Source organism: Collinsella aerofaciens (assembly GCF_015553355.1).
Classification (GTDB): domain Bacteria; phylum Actinomycetota; class Coriobacteriia; order Coriobacteriales; family Coriobacteriaceae; genus Collinsella; species Collinsella aerofaciens_V.
Genome location: NZ_JADNGN010000004.1, coordinates 65,691 through 86,654 on the forward strand (window position 1 = coordinate 65,691; position 20,964 = coordinate 86,654).

General features: G+C 60.7%; 21 protein-coding genes. 20 read left to right on the forward strand and 1 reads right to left on the reverse strand.

Annotated features, from left to right (window positions below; genetic code table 11):
- The first annotated feature begins 117 nt into the window (after window positions 1–117).
- A complete protein-coding gene (locus I2D57_RS02205) occupies window positions 118–894 on the forward strand; it encodes a transposase (protein WP_195361311.1) in 777 nt (258 codons plus the stop codon).
- A 196-nt stretch (window positions 895–1,090) separates the two neighbouring features.
- Here the strand turns inward: I2D57_RS02205 and rpmB are convergent, their stop codons facing one another.
- Window positions 1,091–1,279, reverse strand: coding sequence for a 50S ribosomal protein L28 (gene rpmB / locus I2D57_RS02210; protein ID WP_022094725.1), 189 nt, complete (start codon window positions 1,277–1,279; stop codon window positions 1,091–1,093).
- 451 nt (window positions 1,280–1,730) lie between these two features.
- Between rpmB and pyrR the strand changes: the two genes are divergently transcribed.
- From pyrR to dnaJ, 19 genes are all read left to right on the forward strand, one after another.
- Entirely contained in the window at window positions 1,731–2,315 is a 585-nt protein-coding gene (gene pyrR, locus I2D57_RS02215) for a bifunctional pyr operon transcriptional regulator/uracil phosphoribosyltransferase PyrR (RefSeq protein WP_195361312.1), read from the forward strand.
- Window positions 2,316–2,319: 4 nt separating this feature from the next.
- Window positions 2,320–3,264, forward strand: coding sequence for an aspartate carbamoyltransferase catalytic subunit (locus I2D57_RS02220; protein WP_195361313.1), 945 nt, complete (start codon window positions 2,320–2,322; stop codon window positions 3,262–3,264).
- Window positions 3,248–4,537 (forward strand): dihydroorotase, encoded by a 1,290-nt coding sequence (locus tag I2D57_RS02225; protein WP_195361314.1) that lies wholly within the window; start codon window positions 3,248–3,250, stop codon window positions 4,535–4,537. Before I2D57_RS02220 ends, I2D57_RS02225 begins: the two co-directional genes overlap by 17 nt.
- A 116-nt stretch (window positions 4,538–4,653) precedes the next feature.
- Entirely contained in the window at window positions 4,654–5,421 is a 768-nt protein-coding gene (locus I2D57_RS02230; RefSeq protein ID WP_195361331.1) for a dihydroorotate dehydrogenase electron transfer subunit, read from the forward strand.
- 14 nt (window positions 5,422–5,435) lie between these two features.
- Window positions 5,436–6,344, forward strand: a complete 909-nt coding sequence (locus I2D57_RS02235; RefSeq protein ID WP_006236128.1) for a dihydroorotate dehydrogenase — start codon at window positions 5,436–5,438, stop codon at window positions 6,342–6,344.
- Window positions 6,338–7,054, forward strand: a complete 717-nt coding sequence (pyrF, locus tag I2D57_RS02240; RefSeq protein WP_035138533.1) for an orotidine-5'-phosphate decarboxylase — start codon at window positions 6,338–6,340, stop codon at window positions 7,052–7,054. Before I2D57_RS02235 ends, pyrF begins: the two co-directional genes overlap by 7 nt.
- A gap of 239 nt (window positions 7,055–7,293) precedes the next feature.
- Window positions 7,294–7,602 (forward strand): integration host factor, actinobacterial type, encoded by a 309-nt coding sequence (gene mihF, locus I2D57_RS02245; RefSeq protein WP_006236130.1) that lies wholly within the window; start codon window positions 7,294–7,296, stop codon window positions 7,600–7,602.
- Window positions 7,603–8,172: a guanylate kinase gene (gmk, locus tag I2D57_RS02250; RefSeq protein ID WP_138374178.1), complete on the forward strand. Its 570-nt coding sequence runs from the start codon at window positions 7,603–7,605 to the stop codon at window positions 8,170–8,172.
- Window positions 8,173–8,177: 5 nt separating this feature from the next.
- Window positions 8,178–8,459 (forward strand): DNA-directed RNA polymerase subunit omega, encoded by a 282-nt coding sequence (locus I2D57_RS02255; RefSeq protein ID WP_035138532.1) that lies wholly within the window; start codon window positions 8,178–8,180, stop codon window positions 8,457–8,459.
- Window positions 8,460–9,704: a tRNA uracil 4-sulfurtransferase ThiI gene (thiI, locus tag I2D57_RS02260; RefSeq protein WP_195361315.1), complete on the forward strand. Its 1,245-nt coding sequence runs from the start codon at window positions 8,460–8,462 to the stop codon at window positions 9,702–9,704. It begins immediately after the preceding gene.
- A gap of 213 nt (window positions 9,705–9,917) precedes the next feature.
- Window positions 9,918–10,631: a ComEA family DNA-binding protein gene (locus I2D57_RS02265; protein WP_055285147.1), complete on the forward strand. Its 714-nt coding sequence runs from the start codon at window positions 9,918–9,920 to the stop codon at window positions 10,629–10,631.
- Window positions 10,628–12,931, forward strand: a complete 2,304-nt coding sequence (locus I2D57_RS02270; protein ID WP_195361316.1) for a DNA internalization-related competence protein ComEC/Rec2 — start codon at window positions 10,628–10,630, stop codon at window positions 12,929–12,931. Before I2D57_RS02265 ends, I2D57_RS02270 begins: the two co-directional genes overlap by 4 nt.
- A 78-nt stretch (window positions 12,932–13,009) precedes the next feature.
- Window positions 13,010–13,975 carry a DNA polymerase III subunit delta gene (holA, locus tag I2D57_RS02275; RefSeq protein ID WP_195361317.1) on the forward strand — a complete coding sequence of 322 codons (966 nt, stop codon included), beginning with the start codon at window positions 13,010–13,012 and terminating at the stop codon, window positions 13,973–13,975.
- Between the two features lie 130 nt (window positions 13,976–14,105).
- On the forward strand, window positions 14,106–14,372 hold the full coding sequence (gene rpsT, locus I2D57_RS02280) for a 30S ribosomal protein S20 (RefSeq protein ID WP_022094714.1): 267 nt from the start codon (window positions 14,106–14,108) through the stop codon (window positions 14,370–14,372).
- 96 nt (window positions 14,373–14,468) lie between these two features.
- Window positions 14,469–16,280 carry a translation elongation factor 4 gene (lepA, locus tag I2D57_RS02285; RefSeq protein WP_055285150.1) on the forward strand — a complete coding sequence of 604 codons (1,812 nt, stop codon included), beginning with the start codon at window positions 14,469–14,471 and terminating at the stop codon, window positions 16,278–16,280.
- A gap of 4 nt (window positions 16,281–16,284) precedes the next feature.
- Entirely contained in the window at window positions 16,285–17,328 is a 1,044-nt protein-coding gene (dusB, locus tag I2D57_RS02290; protein WP_156062754.1) for a tRNA dihydrouridine synthase DusB, read from the forward strand.
- A gap of 2 nt (window positions 17,329–17,330) precedes the next feature.
- Window positions 17,331–18,563 carry a radical SAM family heme chaperone HemW gene (gene hemW / locus I2D57_RS02295; protein ID WP_195361318.1) on the forward strand — a complete coding sequence of 411 codons (1,233 nt, stop codon included), beginning with the start codon at window positions 17,331–17,333 and terminating at the stop codon, window positions 18,561–18,563.
- A 58-nt stretch (window positions 18,564–18,621) separates the two neighbouring features.
- Window positions 18,622–19,725, forward strand: coding sequence for a DnaJ domain-containing protein (locus tag I2D57_RS02300; protein ID WP_195361319.1), 1,104 nt, complete (start codon window positions 18,622–18,624; stop codon window positions 19,723–19,725).
- An 81-nt stretch (window positions 19,726–19,806) separates the two neighbouring features.
- Entirely contained in the window at window positions 19,807–20,955 is a 1,149-nt protein-coding gene (gene dnaJ / locus I2D57_RS02305; RefSeq protein WP_195361320.1) for a molecular chaperone DnaJ, read from the forward strand.
- Window positions 20,956–20,964: the final 9 nt, after the last annotated feature.

Consider the following 20,964-nt stretch of genomic DNA (forward strand, 5'->3'; position numbering starts at 1 on the left):
TTTGCCGTTCTGAACCAGTTTTTGCCGCTCATTGGATATAAATAGGTCACAGGCTCAGCATTTCGCGTTCCTTCTCTCCTTTTAGGTGTTGCCTGTTCGGTTTTGAAAGGAGAGATTATGCCTCGATGCGCCCGCGCCGTTTCGCTCACCGGCTATTACCACGTCTTTGACCGTGGCAACTCCAAACAAATTATTTTTGAAGATGATTCTGACCGATATCGTTTCTTATCGGACATCTCGGACAGGTTTGCACGCCATAAAGTGGCGGTGTTGGCTTGGTGCCTTATGGACAATCACTTCCATTTGATGATTGATGATCCATTTGACAATCTTTCAAAGGCAATGCAGTGTGCGTTGACAGCATATGCTAAGTATTTCAACGGGAAAACGGGGAGAACGGGGCATCTGTTTGATAATCGCTATTCGCGGGTCGCGGTTGAGTCGGACGTGCAGGCGGTGCAGCTGCTCGACTATATTCATCTCAATCCCGTGAAGGGTGCGCTTGACTCGCTCGAGGCGTACCGCTGGTCAAGCTATAAGGCGTATCAGCTGGGCTATGATCCCTTTGACATCTGTGATGCGGCCCCTATGCTCGATATTGTCGGAGGCTCCCGTTGCTATTGCGAGCATCTCGAGGAAGTTGCTGGGCGCATCTGGGCAATGGAGGTTCTTCCACGCCGGCGGATCTCCGATGAGGAGGCCCTTTCCGTTGCGCGCGAAGTTCTGCCGAGCATAGATCCTGCGCTGCTCAAGGCCCTGCCACGCCCCGAACGCGATGCCTGCCTGCTGAGGCTCAGACGGGCACATCTCACGGTTAAGCAAATTGCTCGTATCACCGGTATCGGCGCCACGAGCGTGACCAAGGCAACTGCAGGCTGGAAGGATGCAGCGTGAGGCAGGGGCCGGAGTCAGTCGGTGCGCCGCATACGTACGTCATGTCTGTCCCCAATGCGTGAAAACACTCATGTAAGTCTGTCCCCAATGAGTGCAAAAAAGCGCCCTCCGTAGGGGAGGGCGCCTTTGGTAAGTTCTATATGAACGCGAGGTCTTTGACCCGGAGAGTCCGAGGTACTTGTTGGTAAGACCTTATTTAGGAGCGCGCAACCTTGCCGGACTTGAGGCAGGTGGAGCAAACGTTCATCTTGCGACGGTGACCATCGACGACGACGTAGACGCGCTGGATGTTGGGGCGGAACTTACGGTTGGTGACGCGGTGAGAGTGGCTGATGGAGCGACCGGCAACGGGGTGCTTACCGCAAACTTCGCAAACTTTGGACATAACTGACCCTCCTTGGGCGACAAACGAACATGTCGCGTTAACAAACAAGCCTGAACTATAGCACAGAAGTCGCTCCCTGTGCGCAATCTACACAGAGATATTCCTCTTTTGGCGATAGTGCCCACGCTACGGCCCTGGACGTAGATCCGATTTGCGTGCAGCAGAGGGGATTATGCCAGCTCGTGCGTGTGTTTTCAAGCTCGTCCCACAAATATATATAGGTTTATGGAGCATTGGGCTCCGTTTACGGATTGCTCTGTATTTATGCTCGCAATTAAGCCCGAGGTTGGCTACACTATCCCTTGACCATTAAAGGGGTACGAGATGCCCACATGGAATTACATAGCTGCCAAAGAGCAGCCTTTCCTGTGGGTGTCTGGTCCGCTTTAAGCGGTCGGGCATCTATTTTTTTGACTGTGTCAGCAGTCAAGACATGTGAGGAAGGAGATCGATGGGCACGACTTCCCCCAAGGCGGTCATCATGGACGAGACCGCCGTCAATCGAGCGATGACCCGCATCGCGCACGAGATTCTCGAGCGCAACGAGGGCTGTGAAGACCTCGCTCTGGTCGGCATCGTCACGCGCGGCGACCTTCTGGCAAAGAAGCTCGCCGAGGAGATCAAGGAGATCGAGGGCGTCGACGTTCCGCTCGGCAGCCTCGACATCAGCTTCTACCGCGATGACTATGCGACCAATTTCGCTCCCGCGATCCACGCCACCAACATTCCCTTTAGCGTCGACGGCAAGCGCGTCGTGCTGGTGGACGACATCCTGTATACGGGCCGTACCATTCGCGCCGCTCTCGACGCCGTCATGGACCTGGGCCGTCCGAACCGCATTGAGCTGGCTGTCCTCGTTGACCGCGGCCACCGCGAGCTCCCCATCTCGCCGGACTTTGTCGGCAAGAACGTTCCCTCGTCGCATGAGGAGAACGTGCACCTATATATGAAGGAAGTCGACGGCCACACCGCCGTCGAGATTAACGACGTCGCGCCGGGTTCCCACGTGGGCTCCGCGCCGCTGGGAGGTGAGTAGTACCGTGGCGTTCAACCATAAGCACCTGATCGACATTACCGAGTACTCCGAAGAGGACATCAAGCTCATCCTCGAGACTGCCAAGGCGTTCTCCGAGGTTAACGAGCGTGCGATCAAGAAGGTCCCTACGCTCAAGGGCAAGACCATCGTCAACATGTTCAACGAGCCCTCGACGCGCACCCGTAGCTCCTTCGAGCTCGCCGAGAAGCGTCTTTCGGCCGACAGCCTCAACTTTGGCGGCTCCTCGACCTCCACGGTCAAGGGCGAGAGCCTCGTCGATACCGTCGAGACCCTCAACGCCTATAAGATCGACTGCATCGTTGTGCGCGACAAGCACGCCGGCGCTCCCTACATCGTCACGCAGAACTCGCCCGCGAGCGTCATCTGCGCCGGTGACGGCAAGCACAACCACCCCACGCAGGCCCTGCTCGACCTGTACACCATCTGGGAGCACAAGGGTGACTTCCACGGTCTGAAGGTCGCCGTCGTCGGCGATATCGCGCATTCCCGCGTCTGCGGCTCGCTGATCCCCGCCCTTAAGATCATGGGCTGCGAGACCTACGCCGTCGCCCCCGGCACGCTGCTGCCGCCGTCGCCCGAGGTCCTGGGCTGCGACCACGTGACGAGCGATCTTGATTCCGTCCTGCCCGAGCTGGACGTCGTCTACATGCTGCGCGTTCAGCAGGAGCGCCTCGAGGGTGCCCCGTTCCCGACCATTCGCGAGTACCACAAGCTCTTCGGCCTGACCAAGGACCGCGAGAAGCTCATGAAGCCCGACGCGATCATCTGCCACCCGGGCCCCATCAACCGCGGCGTCGAGTTCGACTCCTATATGGCCGACCACCCGCAACGCTCCGTCATCCTGGAGCAGGTCTACGCCGGTATCTGCGTGCGTATGGCTATCCTGTATCTGCTGCTTGGAGGTGCCGATAATGGCCTTACTTCTTAAGAATGCCCACGTCGTCGACCCGTCCGTCGAGCTTGACGGTGTCGTTGACGTCCTGATTGACGGCGACAAGATCGCCGAGGTCGGCGAGAATCTCGCCGTCGATGGAGCCGAGGTCCGCGACCTTTCCGGCAAGTACCTCGTCCCTGGCCTGGTGGATATGCACGTTCACCTTCGCGAGCCCGGCTACGAGGTCAAAGAGGACATCGAGAGCGGCACCCGCGCAGCTGCCAAGGGCGGCTTTACCGGCGTGTGCGCCATGCCCAACACCGATCCCGTCACCGATAACGGCACCGTCGTGGAGTTCGTCAAGTCTCGCGCTGCCGAGGTCGGTCACTGCCGCGTCTATCCGTCGGGCGCCATGACCCGCGGTCTTAAGGGTGAGGCCATGTCCGAGATGGGCGATATGGTCGCCCACGGCGCCGTCGCCTTCACCGACGACGGTCGCGGCGTGCAGGGCGCGGGTATGCTCCGTCGCTGCATGGACTACGGCAAGATGTTCGGCAAGGTCTTTATGAGCCATTGCCAGGACGAGGACCTGGTCGGCCACGGCCAGATCAACGAGGGCAAGGTCTCGACCCGTCTGGCTCTCGAGGGCTGGCCGGCTGCCGGCGAGGAGCTCCAGATCGCCCGCGACATCGAGATCGCCAAGCTGACCGGTGCCAAGCTGCACATCCAGCACATCTCCACCGCTCACGGTCTCGAGCTCGTGCGTGCCGGTAAGGCCGCTGGCGTCCAGGTGACCTGCGAGGCCACCCCGCACCACATGTTTCTGACCGAGAACGACTTGGACGAGACCTACAACACCTCGCTCAAGGTCAATCCGCCGCTGCGCACCGAGGAGGATGCCGAGGCCATCCGTCAGGGCGTCATCGACGGCACCGTCGACGTTATCGTCACCGATCACGCTCCTCACACCCCGTGGGAGAAGGCCCGTGAGTTCGAGCTTGCGCCCTTTGGTATGATCGGCCTCGAGACCTCGCTGTCGCTCGTACTCACCGAGCTGGTCAACACGGGCAAGATGAGCATGGGCCGCATGGTCGAGCTCATGGCCATCAAGCCGCGTGAGATCCTGGGTCTCGACCAGGTTCAGGTCAAGGCGGGCTCCGTTGCCGACCTGACCGTGTTCGACGCGTCCGCCACCTGGACGGTTGGCGAGGACGGTTACGAGTCGCGCGCCGAGAACTCCGGTTTTGCCGGCCGCACGCTCACCGGTCGTGCCACCGATGTGTTTGTCGGCGGTAAGCAGACGCTTGCCGACGGCTGCATCTGCTAGCATAGCCTTATCGCTTTTGTGCGCGGCGCCCTTGCGGTGCCGCGCTTTCTGTTCGTTTGGACCATGCAACCGCATGGGGGATTGGAGCGTCTATGCCCACACCTTCCACTGCACGCATGCACGACTTCGAGGTCGTCTCGAACCGGGAGATTGCCGACGGCATCTTCTCGCTCGTCATCTCGGCCCCCAAGCTTGCAAGTGCGCTCAAGCCCGGTCAGTTTGTGAACATCGCCGTACCCGGCGATGCGTCCTCGCTGCTTCGCGTGCCCCTGAGCTACTACCGCGCCGACGCCGAGGCTGGCACCGTCGAGCTGTGGTACGCCGTCGTGGGCGACGATACCCGTCGTTTGTCCCAGATGGGCCCTGGCTCCACCTCTAACCTGCTGGGCCCCGGTGGCCGTGGCTGGATGGTACCCGAGGGCACCAGGAAGGCCCTGCTCGTCGCCGGTGGCATCGGTGTTCCGCCCGTGCTGTGCCTTGCCGACAAGCTTGCCGAGCAGGGTGTAGCCGTCGACGTGTGCCTGGGCTTTGGCACCGCGTCCAAGGCCGTGGGCGTCGATGAGTTCCGCGCGATGTGCGATACGGTTAACGTGTGCACCGATGATGGCACGCTGGGCACGCACGGTTTTTGCACCGACCCGGCAGCCGAGCTGCTCGGCGAGGGCGGCTACGACTATGTGGCCAGCTGCGGCCCCGCCGTCATGATGAAGAAGGTCGCCGCCGCTGCCGCCGAGGCCGGCGCGTACTGCGAGGTGTCGCTCGAGCGCATGATGAGCTGCGGCTTTGGCGCCTGCAACACCTGCAATGTCGAGACGGTCGACGGTATGAAGGGCGCCTGCATGTGCGGCCCCGTGTTCGATGCTTCCAAGGTGGTGGTCTTCTAGTGGGTACCGTGAACATGGCCGTCGATTTCGGCGGCGTCAAGATGCAAAACCCCATCAACACCGCAGCCGGTACCTTTGGCTACGGCTGGCAGTTCCAGAACTTCTTTGATGTCTCCCAGCTGGGTGCCATCACCACCAAGGGTTGCGCTGCCGAGCCCTGGCCCGGCAATCCCGCGCCCCGCATGGCCGAGATTCCCGGCGGTATGATCAACTCCGTGGGCCTTCAGAACCCCGGCGTGGCCGCCTTTGCCCGCGAGTCCGGTCCGTGGCTCGAACAGCTGTCCAAGGACGGCTGCCAGGTCATCTGTCAGGTTGCCGGCCACTCCGTTGACGAGTTTGTCCGCGCACTCGAGATGTATGTCGAGCTGTGCCCCTGGGCTGCCGGCTACGAGATCAACGTGAGCTGCCCTAATATCGCCGCCGGCGGTGCCGCCATGGGCTCCACGCCCGAGGGCGCCTCTTCCGTTATGGCTGCCTGCCGCAAGGTGACCGATAAGCCGCTGTTCGTGAAGATGGCTCCGGTCAACGTCGCCGAGATCGCCAAGGCCCTCGAGGCTGCCGGCGCCGACGGCCTTTCAGTCATCAACTCCATTCAGGGCATGGCCATCGACGTCCATACCCGCAAGTCCCGCGTGGCCAAGCCCAAGGGCGGCCTTTCGGGCCCGCTGTGCCACCACATCGCCGTGCGCATGGTCTGGGAGGTTGCCCAGGCCGTCGATATCCCCATCAACGGTGTCGGCGGTGTCATGACCGGCGAGGATGCGGCTGAGTTTATCCTGGCCGGCGCCACCTGCGTGTCGGTCGGCATGGCCAACTTCGTCGATCCGTGCGCTTCGCTCAAGATCGCGCATGAGCTCGAGGCCTGGGCCGAGTCCCAGGGCGTGAAGGACATCAACGAGCTGGTAGGTGCTTTCGAATGCTAGAGACCGATGCCCGCGACCGCGTTATCGTCGCCCTCGACTGCGACCGTGAGCGTGCGCTCGAGCTCGCCCATGAGCTTTCGGGCCATGCCGCTTGGCTCAAAGTTGGCATGACGCTCTATTACGCTGAGGGCCCCGAGATCGTCAAGACCTTTAAGGACCTGGGCTTTAAGGTCTTCCTTGACCTTAAGTTCCATGATATTCCGCATCAGGTTCGCGGTGCCGCCCGTTCGGCCTCGCTTGCTGGTGCCGACCTGCTTTCGGTTCACGGCTTGGGTTCGGGCGCCATGCTCGCTGCCTGCCGCGAGGGTGCCGAGGAGGCGCGCGAGGACCGCGCCAAGCTCGTCGCCATCACCGTGCTCACGAGCATGAATCAGGATGCCTTGAGCGAGATTGGCGTCGAGTCGCCGGTGGCCGAGGAGGCCGCCCGCCTGGCAAAGCTCGCTCAGGCCAACGGCATCGATGGCATCGTGTGCTCGCCGATGGAGGCTCACGACATGCGTGAGCTGCTGGGTCCTGATGCCCTGATCGTGACTCCGGGTGTGCGTCCGGTAGGCGCCGCCCTTGGTGACCAGTCCCGCGTGGCGACGCCTTCCCAGGCTATCGAGCGTGGCGCCAGCCACATTGTGGTGGGCCGTCCCATCACCGGTGCCGACGATCCGGTTGCCGCCTTTGACGCTATCGTCGCCGAGCTGGTCGAAAACGTCGCGTAAAAGATTCCCCTAAGTCACCACTTTTGGGTCTCATTAGCACAAAATAGCCCCTGTGCCTGCGTAAACTTTCCCATCCTTTGTGTGGAATCGCAGGTCAGGGGCTTAACTTTGGGCGCAGTATATTGCACTTTTTGCGGGTATCGTCTAACCTATGGACCCGCAATTGGGCATTTTGTACGTTCTACGTGCTAAAATGCCAATTATTGAATCAGATATAACCCAACTATTTGGAGGTACGAATGGCACTCCCTCAGCTTACCGATGAGCAGCGTAAGCAGGCTCTTGAGAAGGCTGCTGCCGCACGTCACGCCCGCGCTGAGCTTCGCGAGCAGATCAAGAAGGGTGAGAAGTCCCTCGAGTCCGTGCTCAACTCCGATGACCCCATCGCTTCCCGCATGAAGGTTTCCACCCTCATCGAGTCTCTTCCTGGTTATGGCAAGGCCAAGGCCGCCAAGATCATGGAGGAGCTCGGCATCTCCGCTACCCGTCGCGTTCAGGGCCTTGGCGTCCGTCAGCGCGAGCAGCTCCTCGAGCAGCTGACCAAATAAGTGAGCGCTCAGGATTCAAAGCTCTTTGTGATTTCTGGACCGTCAGGCGCGGGCAAGGGCACGCTCGTCACTCGTGTGCGCGAGCGTCGCTCTAACCTGGGCCTGACGGTTTCGGCTACCACGCGAGCCCCACGCAAAGGCGAGGTCGATGGCGTCAATTACTTTTTCCTGACGCGTGAGGAGTTCGACCGCCGCGTGGCAAACGGTGAGTTTGTTGAGTGGGCCGAGGTCCACGGTAACTGCTACGGCACGTTGGTGAGCGAGGTTCAGTCCAAGCTCGCCTCTGGTTCGTCTCTCATCTTGGAGATCGATGTCCAGGGTGCCCTGCAGGTGAAGGAGCGTTTCCCCGAGGCCGTGCTGATCTTTATCAAGCCGCCTTCGCTTGAGGTACTCCGCGAGCGTCTAGTCGGTCGCGGTACCGAGACGCCCGAGACGATTGAGCTGCGTATGGCAAACGCTGCCGATGAGCTTGCCCTTGCCGACCGCTACGACGACGTAGTGGTTAATGACGATCTCGACCGCGCGACCGATGAGCTCGTTCGCGTTCTCGATATGCATGAAAGGATCTGAGGTCCGTGTCCGTTGTAAAGCCTTGCATTGACGATCTTCTGGAGAAGACCGATCACAACCGCTTCCTGCTCGCTTCGCTTGCTTCCAAGCGCGCCTGCGACATCAATAGCATGCTGCGTGGCCAGCACAACCGCGTGCTTGCCGTCCAGGATGTCGATGACATCACCATCGGGCTTTCCGGTGCCGATACCATCTCGATGGCTATGGACGAGATTGTCGACGGCGACATCTCTTACGACGAGGCCCGTTATGAGAAGGCGCTCGGCCACAAGGTTGCTGAAGCCTAAATGGCAGCTCGCGTCTGCCTGGTCCACTATCACGAGGTTGGACTGAAGGGCAAGAACCGCGCACATTTTGAGCATATCCTCATGGATAACATCAAGGCGGCCTTGGCCGCCTTTTCCGTGAATGCCGTGTCTCGAATTTCCGGTTATATCCTCGTGACCTTTAACGAGCATCAAGCCGACGAGGCGGCGCGTGTCATTCGCACTGTTCCCGGCGTTGCTCGTGTATCTTTGGCGTATCACACCAACCGCGACCCGCAGGAGTACTGCGCCGCTGCCGTGAAGGCGCTGCGCGAGTTTGGTTCCTTCGATTCGTTTAAGGTACACGCCAAGCGCTCCAATACCGACTACGAGCTCACCTCGATTGACATCAATCGTCAGGTGGGCGAGGTGCTGTGTGAGGCCTTCCCCGATAAAAAGGTTCAAATGCACGACCCCGATGCGATGGTGCACGTACTGGTGGTCCAGGGTAGCGTTTATGTGTACGCGCGCTCCGAGCGCGGCGTGGGCGGTCTGCCGGTTGGTTCTGCCGGCAAGGTCGTGACGCTGCTGTCGTCGGGTATCGATTCTCCGGTGGCGACCTGGATGCTCGCGCGTCGCGGCGCGGTGTGCGTGCCGGTGCATTTTTCCGGTCGTCCACAGACGCCCGATACGAGCGAGTATTTGGTGCAGGATATCATCCGTGCGCTTGAGCCGGGTGTCCAGATCGGCCGCCTGTACGTGGTACCGTTTGGCGACTGCCAGCGTGAGATTTCGGTCACCTGCCCCAGCAACCTGCGCGTGATCATGTATCGCCGCATTATGTATTCGGTTGCCGAGCGCATTGCACACATCGAGGGCGCCAAGGCCATCGTTACGGGCGAATCGCTTGGGCAGGTTGCCTCCCAAACGCTTGAGAATATCATGGCCGTCAACGAGGCCGTGAAGATCCCCGTGTTCCGTCCGCTCATCGGGTCCGACAAGCAGGAGATTATTGCGCGCGCTCAGGAGATCGGCACGTTCGATATTTCTACTGAGGCGGCGCCCGACTGTTGCACGCTGTTTATGCCGCGCCGTCCCGAGACGCACGCCAAACTCGATGCCGTGCACGAGGCCTGGGAGCTGTTCGACCACGAAGAGATGATCGAGCGCCTGCTTAAGCAGACCGAGTATATCGACTTCATGAGCAACACGTATAAGGCCCCTAAGACCTTAAAACGCAAACATTCCGAGCTCGCTCCACGTGAGATTTACCAAGATCACGAATAATGTTGTGTATAGACCGGCGGCGCATTTGCATCGTCGGTCTTTTTCTATCTGGGCATTAGGCGACAAACGGTTCATCTGTCGACGTGTACCTGAATAAATGGACACTTTTCCGCAAGGTTTTGGTCAGCTTCTGGTTTGACCGAGAAAACCGGTTTTGGGGCGTGGCTGTTGCGGAGTTCCTTTCCTGACACGATGGTGTTGGGAGGTTTTGCTATGGCGCAGCGCGAACAACACGAACGGGTCAAACGGATGGACCGCTTGGCGGACAAGCTGTTCGGTCATAAGGCGGTGGTCGTGGCGATACTGGTCGTCATTGCGATGGCGAGCGGCTTGGCGATGGCGAACCTTGGCGGCGGTGCTGGCGGCGTGTCGTTTGAGCGCACTGACGGTTCAGGCTCATTGGTGGAGCCGGGATCCGGCGATGCCTCGAGCGGAAAGACATCCGAAGGCTCTTCGCCTAAGGCGTCTGCCGCGGCAGAGGTTTATGTCGATGTTGATGGCGCCGTTGTGTCTCCCGGTGTATATCGCCTCAAGGATGGCGCGCGGGTGGCTCAGGCGATTGATGCCGCCGGCGGGCTGGCGCCCGAGGCAGACGTTACGGGGCTTAATCGGGCATCTAAGGTCGTCGATGGGCAGAAGATTCATGTTCCAACGGTAGGGGAACAGCAGACGTCCATTGCGGAAGCCGGTGTTGATGGTGGGACTTCCGCATCATCGGGCGTGAGTGGCGCAACAGGACTGGTAAACATCAATACGGCAAGCGCGGCAGAGCTGCAGACGCTCTCGGGTATCGGTCCCTCCATGGCACAGTCGATCATCGATGAGCGGACAAAGAACGGTGCTTTTGCCTCGGTTGACGATCTGATGCGTGTGTCGGGAATCGGCGAGAAGAAGCTTGCCAAAATCAAAGATTGCATCTGCGTATGAGTGCGACCGAGCGCGAGCATGTGATGCCTCCGCGGCCCCTGATACCGTGGACGATGGCCCTGTGTGCCGGCATGTGCATGAGCTGCGCCTTGGTGCTCAACGTGGCCGCTGATGCGCTGCTGAGGGAGCAGGCGCCGGCGGTCGGGCCGCTATGGGCCATTCCCGTTGCGGCGGCGGTATTCGTTGTGCTGGCGCAATCTTGTGCGCGGCTTGCCCCTTTGAAGCGGTGGCTGTATGCCGCGTCCGTGGGTCTCGTGGCGGGATCGGTCGTCTCGGCGTGGTGGGCTGTGGGCGCGCTCAGCGCCTCGAAGGCGCTCGACGGTCGAGCGGCAAGCAGCCTCGAGTTTGTCGTGCAGGGCGATCCATCCATAAACGACGACGTGTATTCCTATACCTGCGAGGCATGCGCGGACGGTAAGAACTTGGCAACGGTTCGCCTATCGTGTGACCGCGAGCTCAAGGTCGGGGCGCACGCGCGTGTTATCGGTCGCGTTTCACGTTTTGAGAACGATGCATATGGACGATCGCGCGTGCTCCGAGGCGAGGTGCGCAAGGTTAAAGCCGTTCGGATTGTGTCGGTCGATGAGGGCTCTCCGGGGCCGCTGCTTCGGCTGCGAAATGGGCTGCTTGCGTCCATCGCGCCTGCGACCGACCCGGCGCGTGCGCTCATAGCCGGTGTCGTCTGTGGTCGTTCGGCCGAGCTGCGCGCCCAGCCGGCGGGCGACTGGTTTTCGGTGACGGGAACGGCACATCTTATCGCCGTCTCGGGCAGCCATTTGGCTATAGTGGGGTTTGTAATCGAGGGTGTATTGCAAAAGACTCGGTGCTCACGTGGTCTTCAGCGGGCGATATTGGCGATAACGCTTGTGGGCTACGCTGCCTTTACGGGCGCGTCTCCCTCGGCCGTGCGCGCGTGCTGCATGGTGTTCGCTACGCTTGTTGTAAACGGCGCGGGGCGTCGCCGGCACGGCGCATCGGCACTCTTCGTAACCATGTCCATCTTTGTGCTACTGCGACCGACGGTGCTGTTCGAGATGGGCTTTCAGCTTTCATGTGCCAGCGTCTTAGCCATTCTGTGCTTTTGCCCCTATGCGACCTACGCTTTGGGTGAGCTGGGTGTGTCATCGGGCGTTGCCAGCATGCTTTCCGTCACGCTGTGCTCGCAACTGGCGACTCTTCCCATTACCATTCCCGCCTTCGGTACGTTCTCGCTCATTGCTCCGCTGGCAAATGCGGTCATCGGTCCGGTGGTGAGCGTGCTGCTTGCTGTGTCCATCGTGCTGGTTCCCTTTTCGCTCGTGGCGCCGTTGCGGACTTGGGCGCTCGTTGTGCCCATGATTGCCGCCCGTTGCGCGCTGTTCTTCGAGCAGCTGTTTGCCGCCGTGCCGGGTGCATCCGTGAGCGTGCCGCCCGATAGCATGTGTATTTACCTAGTGCCGTGTGTGCTGGCGGTTCTGCTGGTCTGGTGGCCGCGTCCCCGCGCACGTCCTATGGCGGTGGGGCTTGCATGCCTGGTGCTCTTGGCTGCGATTCCGTACGTCTACTGGGATCGATTCGCGCCGCCTTCGGTGACGGTGCTCGATGTGGGCCAGGCCGATGCGATTCTTATTCGCCAGGGCAGCGCAGTGGCACTCGTCGACTGCGGGCTCGACGAGCGCGTGGTGGCGGCGTTGGTTCGCAATAACGTGCACCATATCGATGCCGTCTTTGTTACGCATTGGGATGAGGACCACTGGGGTGGTCTGCCTGCCGTGCTCGAACAGTTTTCGGTCAGAACGATTGCCGTGGCGGCGGATGCGCTGGAGGATGCTCCTGCCGAGGTATTGAACCGACCTGGCGTGGAGTATCGGCAGGTGCGCCGTGGGGATACGGTCGACATCGGCTCATTTTGCGCCCGCGTGATGTGGCCATTCGAGTCCGTGGATGGCGAGGGAAATGAGGACTCGCTTGTCCTGCTGCTCTCTTATGTTCAGGAAGGCAAGGGCCTGCGTGTGCTCCTCACCGGTGATTCCGAGCTCGATCAAGAACGGGAATTCGTGCAGGAGGTGGGAGATATCGATGTACTTAAACTTGGGCATCACGGCTCTAAGGTTTCAGTCGATGGTGAGTTGCTGGACGTCCTGAAGCCCGAGCTTTCCCTCGCGAGCGCGGGCGAGGGGAATCGATACGGCCATCCGTCCGATGCCTGCATCGATGCCGTTAAGGAAGCGGGCGGCGTGTTCGCGTGCACCATCGAACACGGCGACATTACCGTCACGCCGACTGCGAATGGCTTTGCGATGCGATGCCAGCGACCGTGACGACGTCGTTGGCGTGTGGTGGGCCCCTGGGCTAGAATGGCACGGAACGAATACGAAGGCCTGCGGGAGGGGAGCGCAATGTCCGAAACCGGTCTGCTGCCGGCATATCTGATCGTCGGTACCGACGGAGTCAAGCGCGATCACGCCGTCTCGCGTATGAAAGCGCGTCTGGAAAAGTCGGGTATGGTCGAGTTCAACCTCGACGAGCGCGATATGACCAAAGACCCCGATATCGAGTCGATTATCGGATCGCTCAACACCTTTCCCATGGGCAGCGAGTTTCGCCTGGTAATCCTCGATGGCTGCTCTAAGCTCGCCAAGGCGGTCTCCGAGCCGCTTGTCGAGTATTTGGCGAGTCCCAGCCCCACAACGGTCTGTCTCATCATCGCCGACTCGCTTGCCAAGAACACGCGCCTGTATAAGGCGATCGCCAAGATCGACAAGAAGGCCGTGATCGACTGTTCAGGCACTAAGCGCTGGGAGCTGCCGCGTCGCGTGCAGCAGATGGCGACGCAGCACGGAAAGTCCATCTCGACGGCGGCTGCCGAGGAGCTCGTTTCGCGCTCGGGCGAGAACACCCGCATGCTCGATAATGACCTGGCAAAGCTCGCCCAGATGGTCGAGGCGCCCCAGATTGAGCTTGCCGACGTTGAGCGCTGGATTGTACGTACGGCCGAGGTTCAACCCTGGGACTTTCTCAATGCGGTCTCGGCACGTGACATGCGCCGCTCGCTCGAGCTCTTCAATCTACTGCCCTCCAAGAGCTACGTGTGGACTTACACATTGCTGTGCGGCCGCATTCGCGAACTGATCGTTGCCAAGGCGCTCGATGCGCGCGGGCAGGGGCGTGAGCTCGCTGCGACGCTCAAGCTCCAGTCCTGGCAGGTCAAGAATCACCTGACCTGGGCACGTCGCTTTTCGATGGCAGAGCTCGTCGCAGCGCTCGAGGGGGCAGTCGATGTGGAGCTCGCGCTCAAGGGTTCGGCCGATTCTCGGACCGCGCTTTTGCTCTGGATTACGAACATCTTGAGAAAATCGTGTTGATACCTGCCTTTTTGGCAAATTCGTTCTATCCCTTTGAGGGGGAGCGTGCTATAGTAGGCGCTTGCATGACCTCACCGTGTCTCAGAGGTGTCATACATTTTTTGCAAGGAACTCGAAAGGAACTCCAGAAGTGGCAAACATCAAGTCTCAGAAGAAGCGCATCCGCACCAATGAGGCAGCTCGCATGCGTAACAAGGCTGTCAAGTCCGAGCTCAAGACGCTGACCAAGCACGTCCAGTCCGCCGTCGCCGAGGGCGACGCCGAGAAGGCCCAGGCTGCCCTCAAGACCGTCACCAAGCGTCTCGACATGGCTGCCGCCAAGCATGTTATCCACAAGAACCAGGCTTCCAACCGCAAGTCCGGTCTTGCCAAGCTCGTGAACAGCATCAACGCCTAAGTTGTAAATTTCACACCACACAGATTACGCGCATAAATGGAGCCTGTTTTATGGAACAGGCTCCATTTTTTGTGCCGCTCGGGTAAGATAGTCCGCATGAATACTTCAATTGACATTTCCCACATCCGCAACTTCTCAATCGTTGCGCACATCGACCATGGCAAGTCCACGATCAGCGATCGCATCCTCGAGCTCACCCATACCGTCGATGAGCGCGACATGGAGTCGCAGCTGCTCGACACCATGGATATCGAGCGCGAGCGCGGCATCACGATCAAGTCCAATGCCGTTCGCGTGTCCTATGACGCCGACGATGGCGAGACGTATCAGTTCAATCTGATCGATACGCCGGGCCACGTGGACTTTACCTATGAGGTCTCGCGCTCGCTGGCAGCCTGTGAGGGCGCGGTGCTCGTCGTCGACGCCACGCAGGGCGTTGAGGCACAGACCGTCTCCAACGCGACGCTCGCCATGAACGCCAATCTGGACATTGTGCCGGCCATCAACAAGATCGACCTGCCCTCGGCTCATCCCGACGAGGTTAAGACCGAGATCGAGGATGACCTGGCGATCCCTGCCGATGATGCCGTGTGTGTCTCGGGCAAGACCGGCGAGGGCATCCACGATCTGCTGGAGTCCATTGTCTTTCTGATCTCTCCGCCCAAGGGCGATGCGAATGCGCCGCTCAAGGCACTCATCCTGGATTCATACTTCGACGAGTATCGTGGCGTCGTCGCCACGGTGCGCATCTTTGACGGCTCCATCAAAAAGGGCGATACCTTGCGCATGATGCAGGCAAAGGGCGACTTTTTGGTCGATGGCGTGGGCGTCAAGCGTCCCGCCGAGACGCCGGTCGACGCGCTGACGGTCGGCGAGGTCGGATACGTGGTCACGGGCCTGAAGGACCCCGAGGCCGTTCGCGTGGGCGACACCCTTACCTGGGCGTCGAACCCCTGCCCCGAGCCGCTTCCCGGCTACCGCGAGGCTAAGCCCATGGTCTATACGGGCCTGTTCCCGATCGATAACAAGGACTACGAGAACCTGCGTGACGCGCTCGATAAGCTGCATGTCAACGACCCGTCGTTGGTGTGGGAGCCCGAGACCTCGGTGGCGCTCGGCTTTGGCTTCCGCGTGGGCTTCTTGGGCCTACTGCACATGGAGGTCGTCAAGGAGCGCCTGGAGCGTGAGTTCAATCTTGACCTCATTGCCACGAGCCCCTCGGTGGACTATCACGTCTACAAGACCGACGGCGAAATGATCGATGTCCGCAGCCCGCAGGACCTTCCCGAGGCCACGCGCATTGAGCGTATCGAGGAACCCTACCTCAAGGCAAAGATCATCTGCCCGCCTGAGTACACGGGTGCCGTTATGCAGCTCGCCATCGAGCACCGCGGCGTTACGACCGACATGATCCACCTGACGAGCAAATCGGTCGAGATGCGCTTCGATATGCCGCTCGCCGAGCTCATCTTGGACTTCTTTGACCAGCTCAAGAGTCGTACCAAGGGCTATGCCTCGCTCGACTACGAGTTCAACGAGTACCGTCCCTCCGAGCTCGTTAAGCTCGATATCTTGCTTTCGGGCGACGAGGTGGACGCGCTGTCGTTTATCGTCCATAAGGACAAGGCCTATGGCCTGGCCCGTGGTCTGTGCGACAAACTTAAGGAGATCATCCCGCGTCAGCTGTTCGAGGTTCCCATCCAGGGTGCTATCGGCAACAAGATCATCGCCCGCTCCACCGTTAAGGCGCGCCGCAAGGACGTGCTGGCCAAGTGCTACGGCGGCGATATCTCGCGCAAGCGCAAGCTGCTCGAGAAGCAAAAAGAGGGCAAGAAGCGCATGAAGGCCATCGGCTCGGTCGAGGTTCCGCAGGAGGCCTTTATGGCGATTCTCAAGGTGGACGAGTAGGTCTATGGCGCTTTCTGAATACAGCAAGCGGCTGCTGGGCGCTTATGCCGAGCAGCCGTTCCTTATGGCTCCCATGGCGGGCGTAACCGACCCCGCCTATCGCATCATGTGCCGACGCCGCGGTGCCAACCTTGCCTACAGCGAGATGGTGAGCGTTGCAGGTCTTGCCTACGCCAGCAACAAGACGTGGCGCCTGGTGTTGCCGGCCGACGAGGAGCAGCAGATTTGCGTGCAGCTCTTTGGTTCCAAGCCCGATCAGTTTGCGAGTGCCGTCGCTGCCGTCGAGGAACGCGTGGGCGACCGCCTGTCATTGATTGATATCAACATGGCCTGTCCGGCTCGCAAGGTCGTTACCAAGGGCGAGGGCTCGGCGCTTATGCGCACGCCCGACCTGGCCGAAAGAATCGTCGAGGCAGCGGTGGGCGCGGCGCATGTTCCCGTGACCGTGAAGATCCGCAAGGGTTTTTATGCCGAGGATCGCAATGCCGCAACGTTTGCCCAGATGCTCGAAGGGGCGGGCGCCGCTGCAGTTGCCGTGCACGGTCGTTGCGCCACGCAGCTCTATACGGGCCAGGCCGATTGGTCTGTCGTCGATGAGGTTGCCGACGCTGTCGAGATTCCCGTGATTGGCTCGGGCGATGTGTTCTCGGCCGAGGACGCTGCCGAGCATCTGCAAGACTCGGGTGCCAGCGCGGTGTTTATCGCGCGCGGCATCTACGGCAATCCGTGGGTGTTCGGCGATGCACGGGCCCTTGCACTCGATGGCACGCCGGTTCCTTCTCGCTCCTCGGTCGAGCGCCTGGAGGCTCTGCGTGAGCACCTGACGCTCACGCACGAGCTTCTGCCGCTTATGTCGCGCGCTCGTACGTATGCAAGCTGGTACTTAAAGGGCATGCCCCATGCCGCCGCCTGGCGCGCTCAGGTGGTGCGCTGCTCCACGTACGAGGAGTTTATGGCGCTGGTCGATGATATCGAGCGCGACGTGGTGGTCTGCGAGGCCGCACTTGCCGCCGGCGAGTCGGTGCCTGCTCATCCGCTGGAGGCTTAAGGGTGGCCGTTACCGCGCTGTATGTGCACGTGCCGTTTTGCGCTCAAAAATGCCGCTATTGCGACTTTGACTCGCGCAGCGTGGCGCCGTGCGACCTGGAGGCTGCGCTCGATGCTTATTTTGAGCAACTGTATGCGCGGCTCGATGCCTTTGGCAACGCTGGGGCACTCAGACAGATCCGTACGGTCTACGTCGGCGGCGGCACACCGTCGCTGGCGGGGGAGCGTCTGGTGAAACTCGCCCGTCGTATCTCCATGTGGTGTAAGCCCGTTGAGTTTTCTTGCGAAGCCAATCCAGAGTCGCTGACCGCTGGGCTCGCCACCGCACTTGCCGAGGCGGGTGTCACGCGCATCTCTTTGGGTGTGCAAACCCTCGACAATACCGAGTTGGCTGTCATTGGCCGCATCCATAATGCCGAACGGGCGCTTGAGGCTATCGCGACGGTGAAGGATGTTGGGCTCGATGTGTCGTGCGACCTCATGTGTGGGCTTCCCGGACAGACTATGGCGAGCTGGCAGTACGCGCTTAATGGCGTGCTCGCGGGGGCCCCGCACCATGTGTCGGTCTATCCGCTCACACTCGAGGAGGGCACGCCGCTTTACCGCATGGCGTGCCGTGACGAGTCGCTTGAGCCCGATGAGGATTTCCAGGCCGCATGCATGGACGTCGCGCGCGAGCGGTTGAGTTCGGCGGGCTACCATCCGTATGAGGTGGCGAGCTACGCGCTCGATGGGCATGAATGCGCTCATAATATTGCCTACTGGACTGGTCAGGGCTATCTGGGTTTGGGTCGTTCTGCCGCGGGTATGCTCGATGCCGAGGATTTCGATCGCTTGGCCGGGCTGTTTCCCGGCGTGGCCCCCCGTGGTGGCTTTCACCGCGTGCGTCTGGTGCAACGCGACGATGGCGCGACGGCGTTTGAGGCCGAGTACCTGACGCCGCGCGAGGCTGCGGCCGAAGATCTGATGCTCGCCTGCCGCATGACGCGCGGCGTTGCTTCCGACCTGTTGGTTCGCGCGGCTCGTGTCGTCCCTGCCGATGAGCTGACAGCTGCTTGTGACCGCGCTCTTGAGCTTGGGCTTGCCACTTGGGTGCCCGAGCAGGGTGATGCCCATGTGGGGTCTATCGCCTCTGTCGATGTCATCGACGGCCACACCTGTGCCCGCCTGGCGCCGACCCACCTGGGTTGGCTCGATGGAAATGTGCTGTTCGAGCTGTTTTGGGGTCTAGCTTAGGCCGCTCGGGTAGAATGACCGCAAGATATACGCTGCTGTGAGCAGGAGGTTGCCGCGCATGGCGACGATGAACGAAAAAGATTACTACGAGATTTTGGGTGTCTCCAAGGATGCCACCTCTCGTGATATACAGAAGGCCTTCCAACAAAAGGCCCGCAAGCTCCATCCGGACGTCAACAAAGAGCCGGATGCCGAGGAGAAGTTTAAAGAGGTTTCCGAGGCCTACGCCGTGCTCTCTGACGAGCAGAAGCGTGCGCGTTACGACGCCATGCGGTCGGGCAATCCCTTTGCCGGTGCACCGACGGCTTCGCCCTATGGCTGCGGCTATGCCGGCAGCGCCGGTTACGGTAACCCCTTTGACGGCGGTTTCCCCTTCGGGGGCGCCTGGGGCCAGCCCCGTCGCGGCCAGGCGGCCTACAACCCCGAGAGTGGCGCCAACGTGGTTGTCGATATCAAGCTCGACGCCAAGGAGGCCAAGAGCGGTGCCCACAAGACCGTTCGCTACACCCGCTTTGACACTTGCGGACATTGTGGCGGATCGGGCTCCGTTTCGTCAGAGCATGCCCACACCTGTCCGAGCTGCGGTGGTCGCGGCCATATCGATGTCGACCTGTCCTTCCTGTTTGGTGCGGGCACGTTCCAGACGGTTTGTCCTGAGTGCGGCGGTTCCGGCAAGGTCGTTGCCGACCCGTGTCCCGATTGCGGTGGCAGCGGCCGTATCCGTGTGACCTCCGAGCAGACGATTGAGTTTCCCGCCGGCACGCATGATGGCGACGAGGTGCGAATCCCCAACATGGGTCACGCCGGCACGAACGGCGCTTCGGGCGGTGACCTGGTCGGTCGTGCGCACGTTGAGGCCGAGCGTCTGGAGGGTAAGGCTCGCACCGGCTTCTACCTCATGGGTATCATCGCGCCGTTTTTGGTACTGTCGGCCATCTCGGGCGTATTCTCCGCCTTTGCCATGATGTGCTTCATTCCGTTTGCCATGGGCCTGTTCATGGTGGTCTCGGACGGCGTGCTTCATCGCAGCCTGCTGTGGTGGAAGCGCGGTGCGATGCAGTTTGCCAATGGATTTGCCAACGGTTTTATGTTCGCGCTCGTGTCGGTTTGGTTCGCGAGCTGCTCACAGCGGGCCGTGCTTTCGCCGTACGGAGCTCAATAACATCAAACCCTCTGTTTGCGCCCGGCCCAGCTTGGGTATAGGACGCACTGTGACAATAATGAAAGTTGGAAGGATTCGGTCGTGTCGGAAAATAGGGATTACTACGAGGTACTTGGCGTTGACAAGGATGCCGACGCGCGAACGATTAAGCGCGCGTTTCTAAAGAAGGCCCGTACGGTACACCCGGATGTTTCGGACGACCCCGAGGCCGAGGCCAAGTTTAAAGAGCTCAACGAGGCCTATTCCGTTCTTTCCGACGAGCAGAAGCGCGCTAACTACGACCGTTACGGCACTGCGGACGGCCCCGGTGGTTCTGGCTATGTCGACATCAACGATATCTTTGGTGGCATGGGCATGGACGACCTGTTCTCGTCGTTCTTTGGCGGCGGCGCCGGCGGTGGCGCTCGCAGCCGTCGCGAGCGCCGTCGCGGTCGCGATATGGCCATCTCCCTTTCGGTGACGCTCGATGAGGCGGCGCTCGGCTGCAGAAAGACGATCAGCTACGACCGTCTTGCCCCTTGCGATGACTGCAATGGTACCGGCAAGGCCGAGGGCGCGACCGAAAAACAGTGCAGCCGTTGTCACGGCACAGGCTATGTGACGACGGTCCAGCGTTCTTTCCTTGGCCAGGTCCAGTCCTCTTCGCCCTGTCCCGACTGCCACGGCGAAGGCACGGTCATCGATCATCCCTGCGACACCTGTGATGGCCAGGGCCGCACGCCTTCTCACGAGAAGATTGACATCGATATTCCCGCCGGTGTTTCGACCGGTCGCCAGCTGCGCGTGAGTGGTTTTGGCGAGGCCGGCCTTCGCGGCGAGCCGTCGGGCGACCTGATCGTCAACGTGCATGTCGCTGACCACGAGCGTTTTAAGCGTAATGGCGATGACCTGTATCTGGTGAGCGATATCTCGATTGCGCAGGCCGCGCTCGGTTGCGAGATTGAGGTCGAGGGCATTATGCCTGACGAGGTCGTCAAGGTGTGCGTCCCCGCCGGCACACAGTACGGTGACACCGTGAGCGTCAACAATTACGGCATGCCGCGTATCGGCGGTGGCGGTTCGCGCGGTCGTCTGATCGTGCAGCTGCGCGTGGTCATCCCCACCAATCTCTCCAACAAGCAGCGCGAGCTGCTTCGCGCCTTTGCCGACGAGATGGGCGATGACGTCGCATCCGGTAAGAAGTCGGTGACCGACCGTATCAAGAGTGCCCTCGACGACATCCTCGATTAAGGAGCCCGT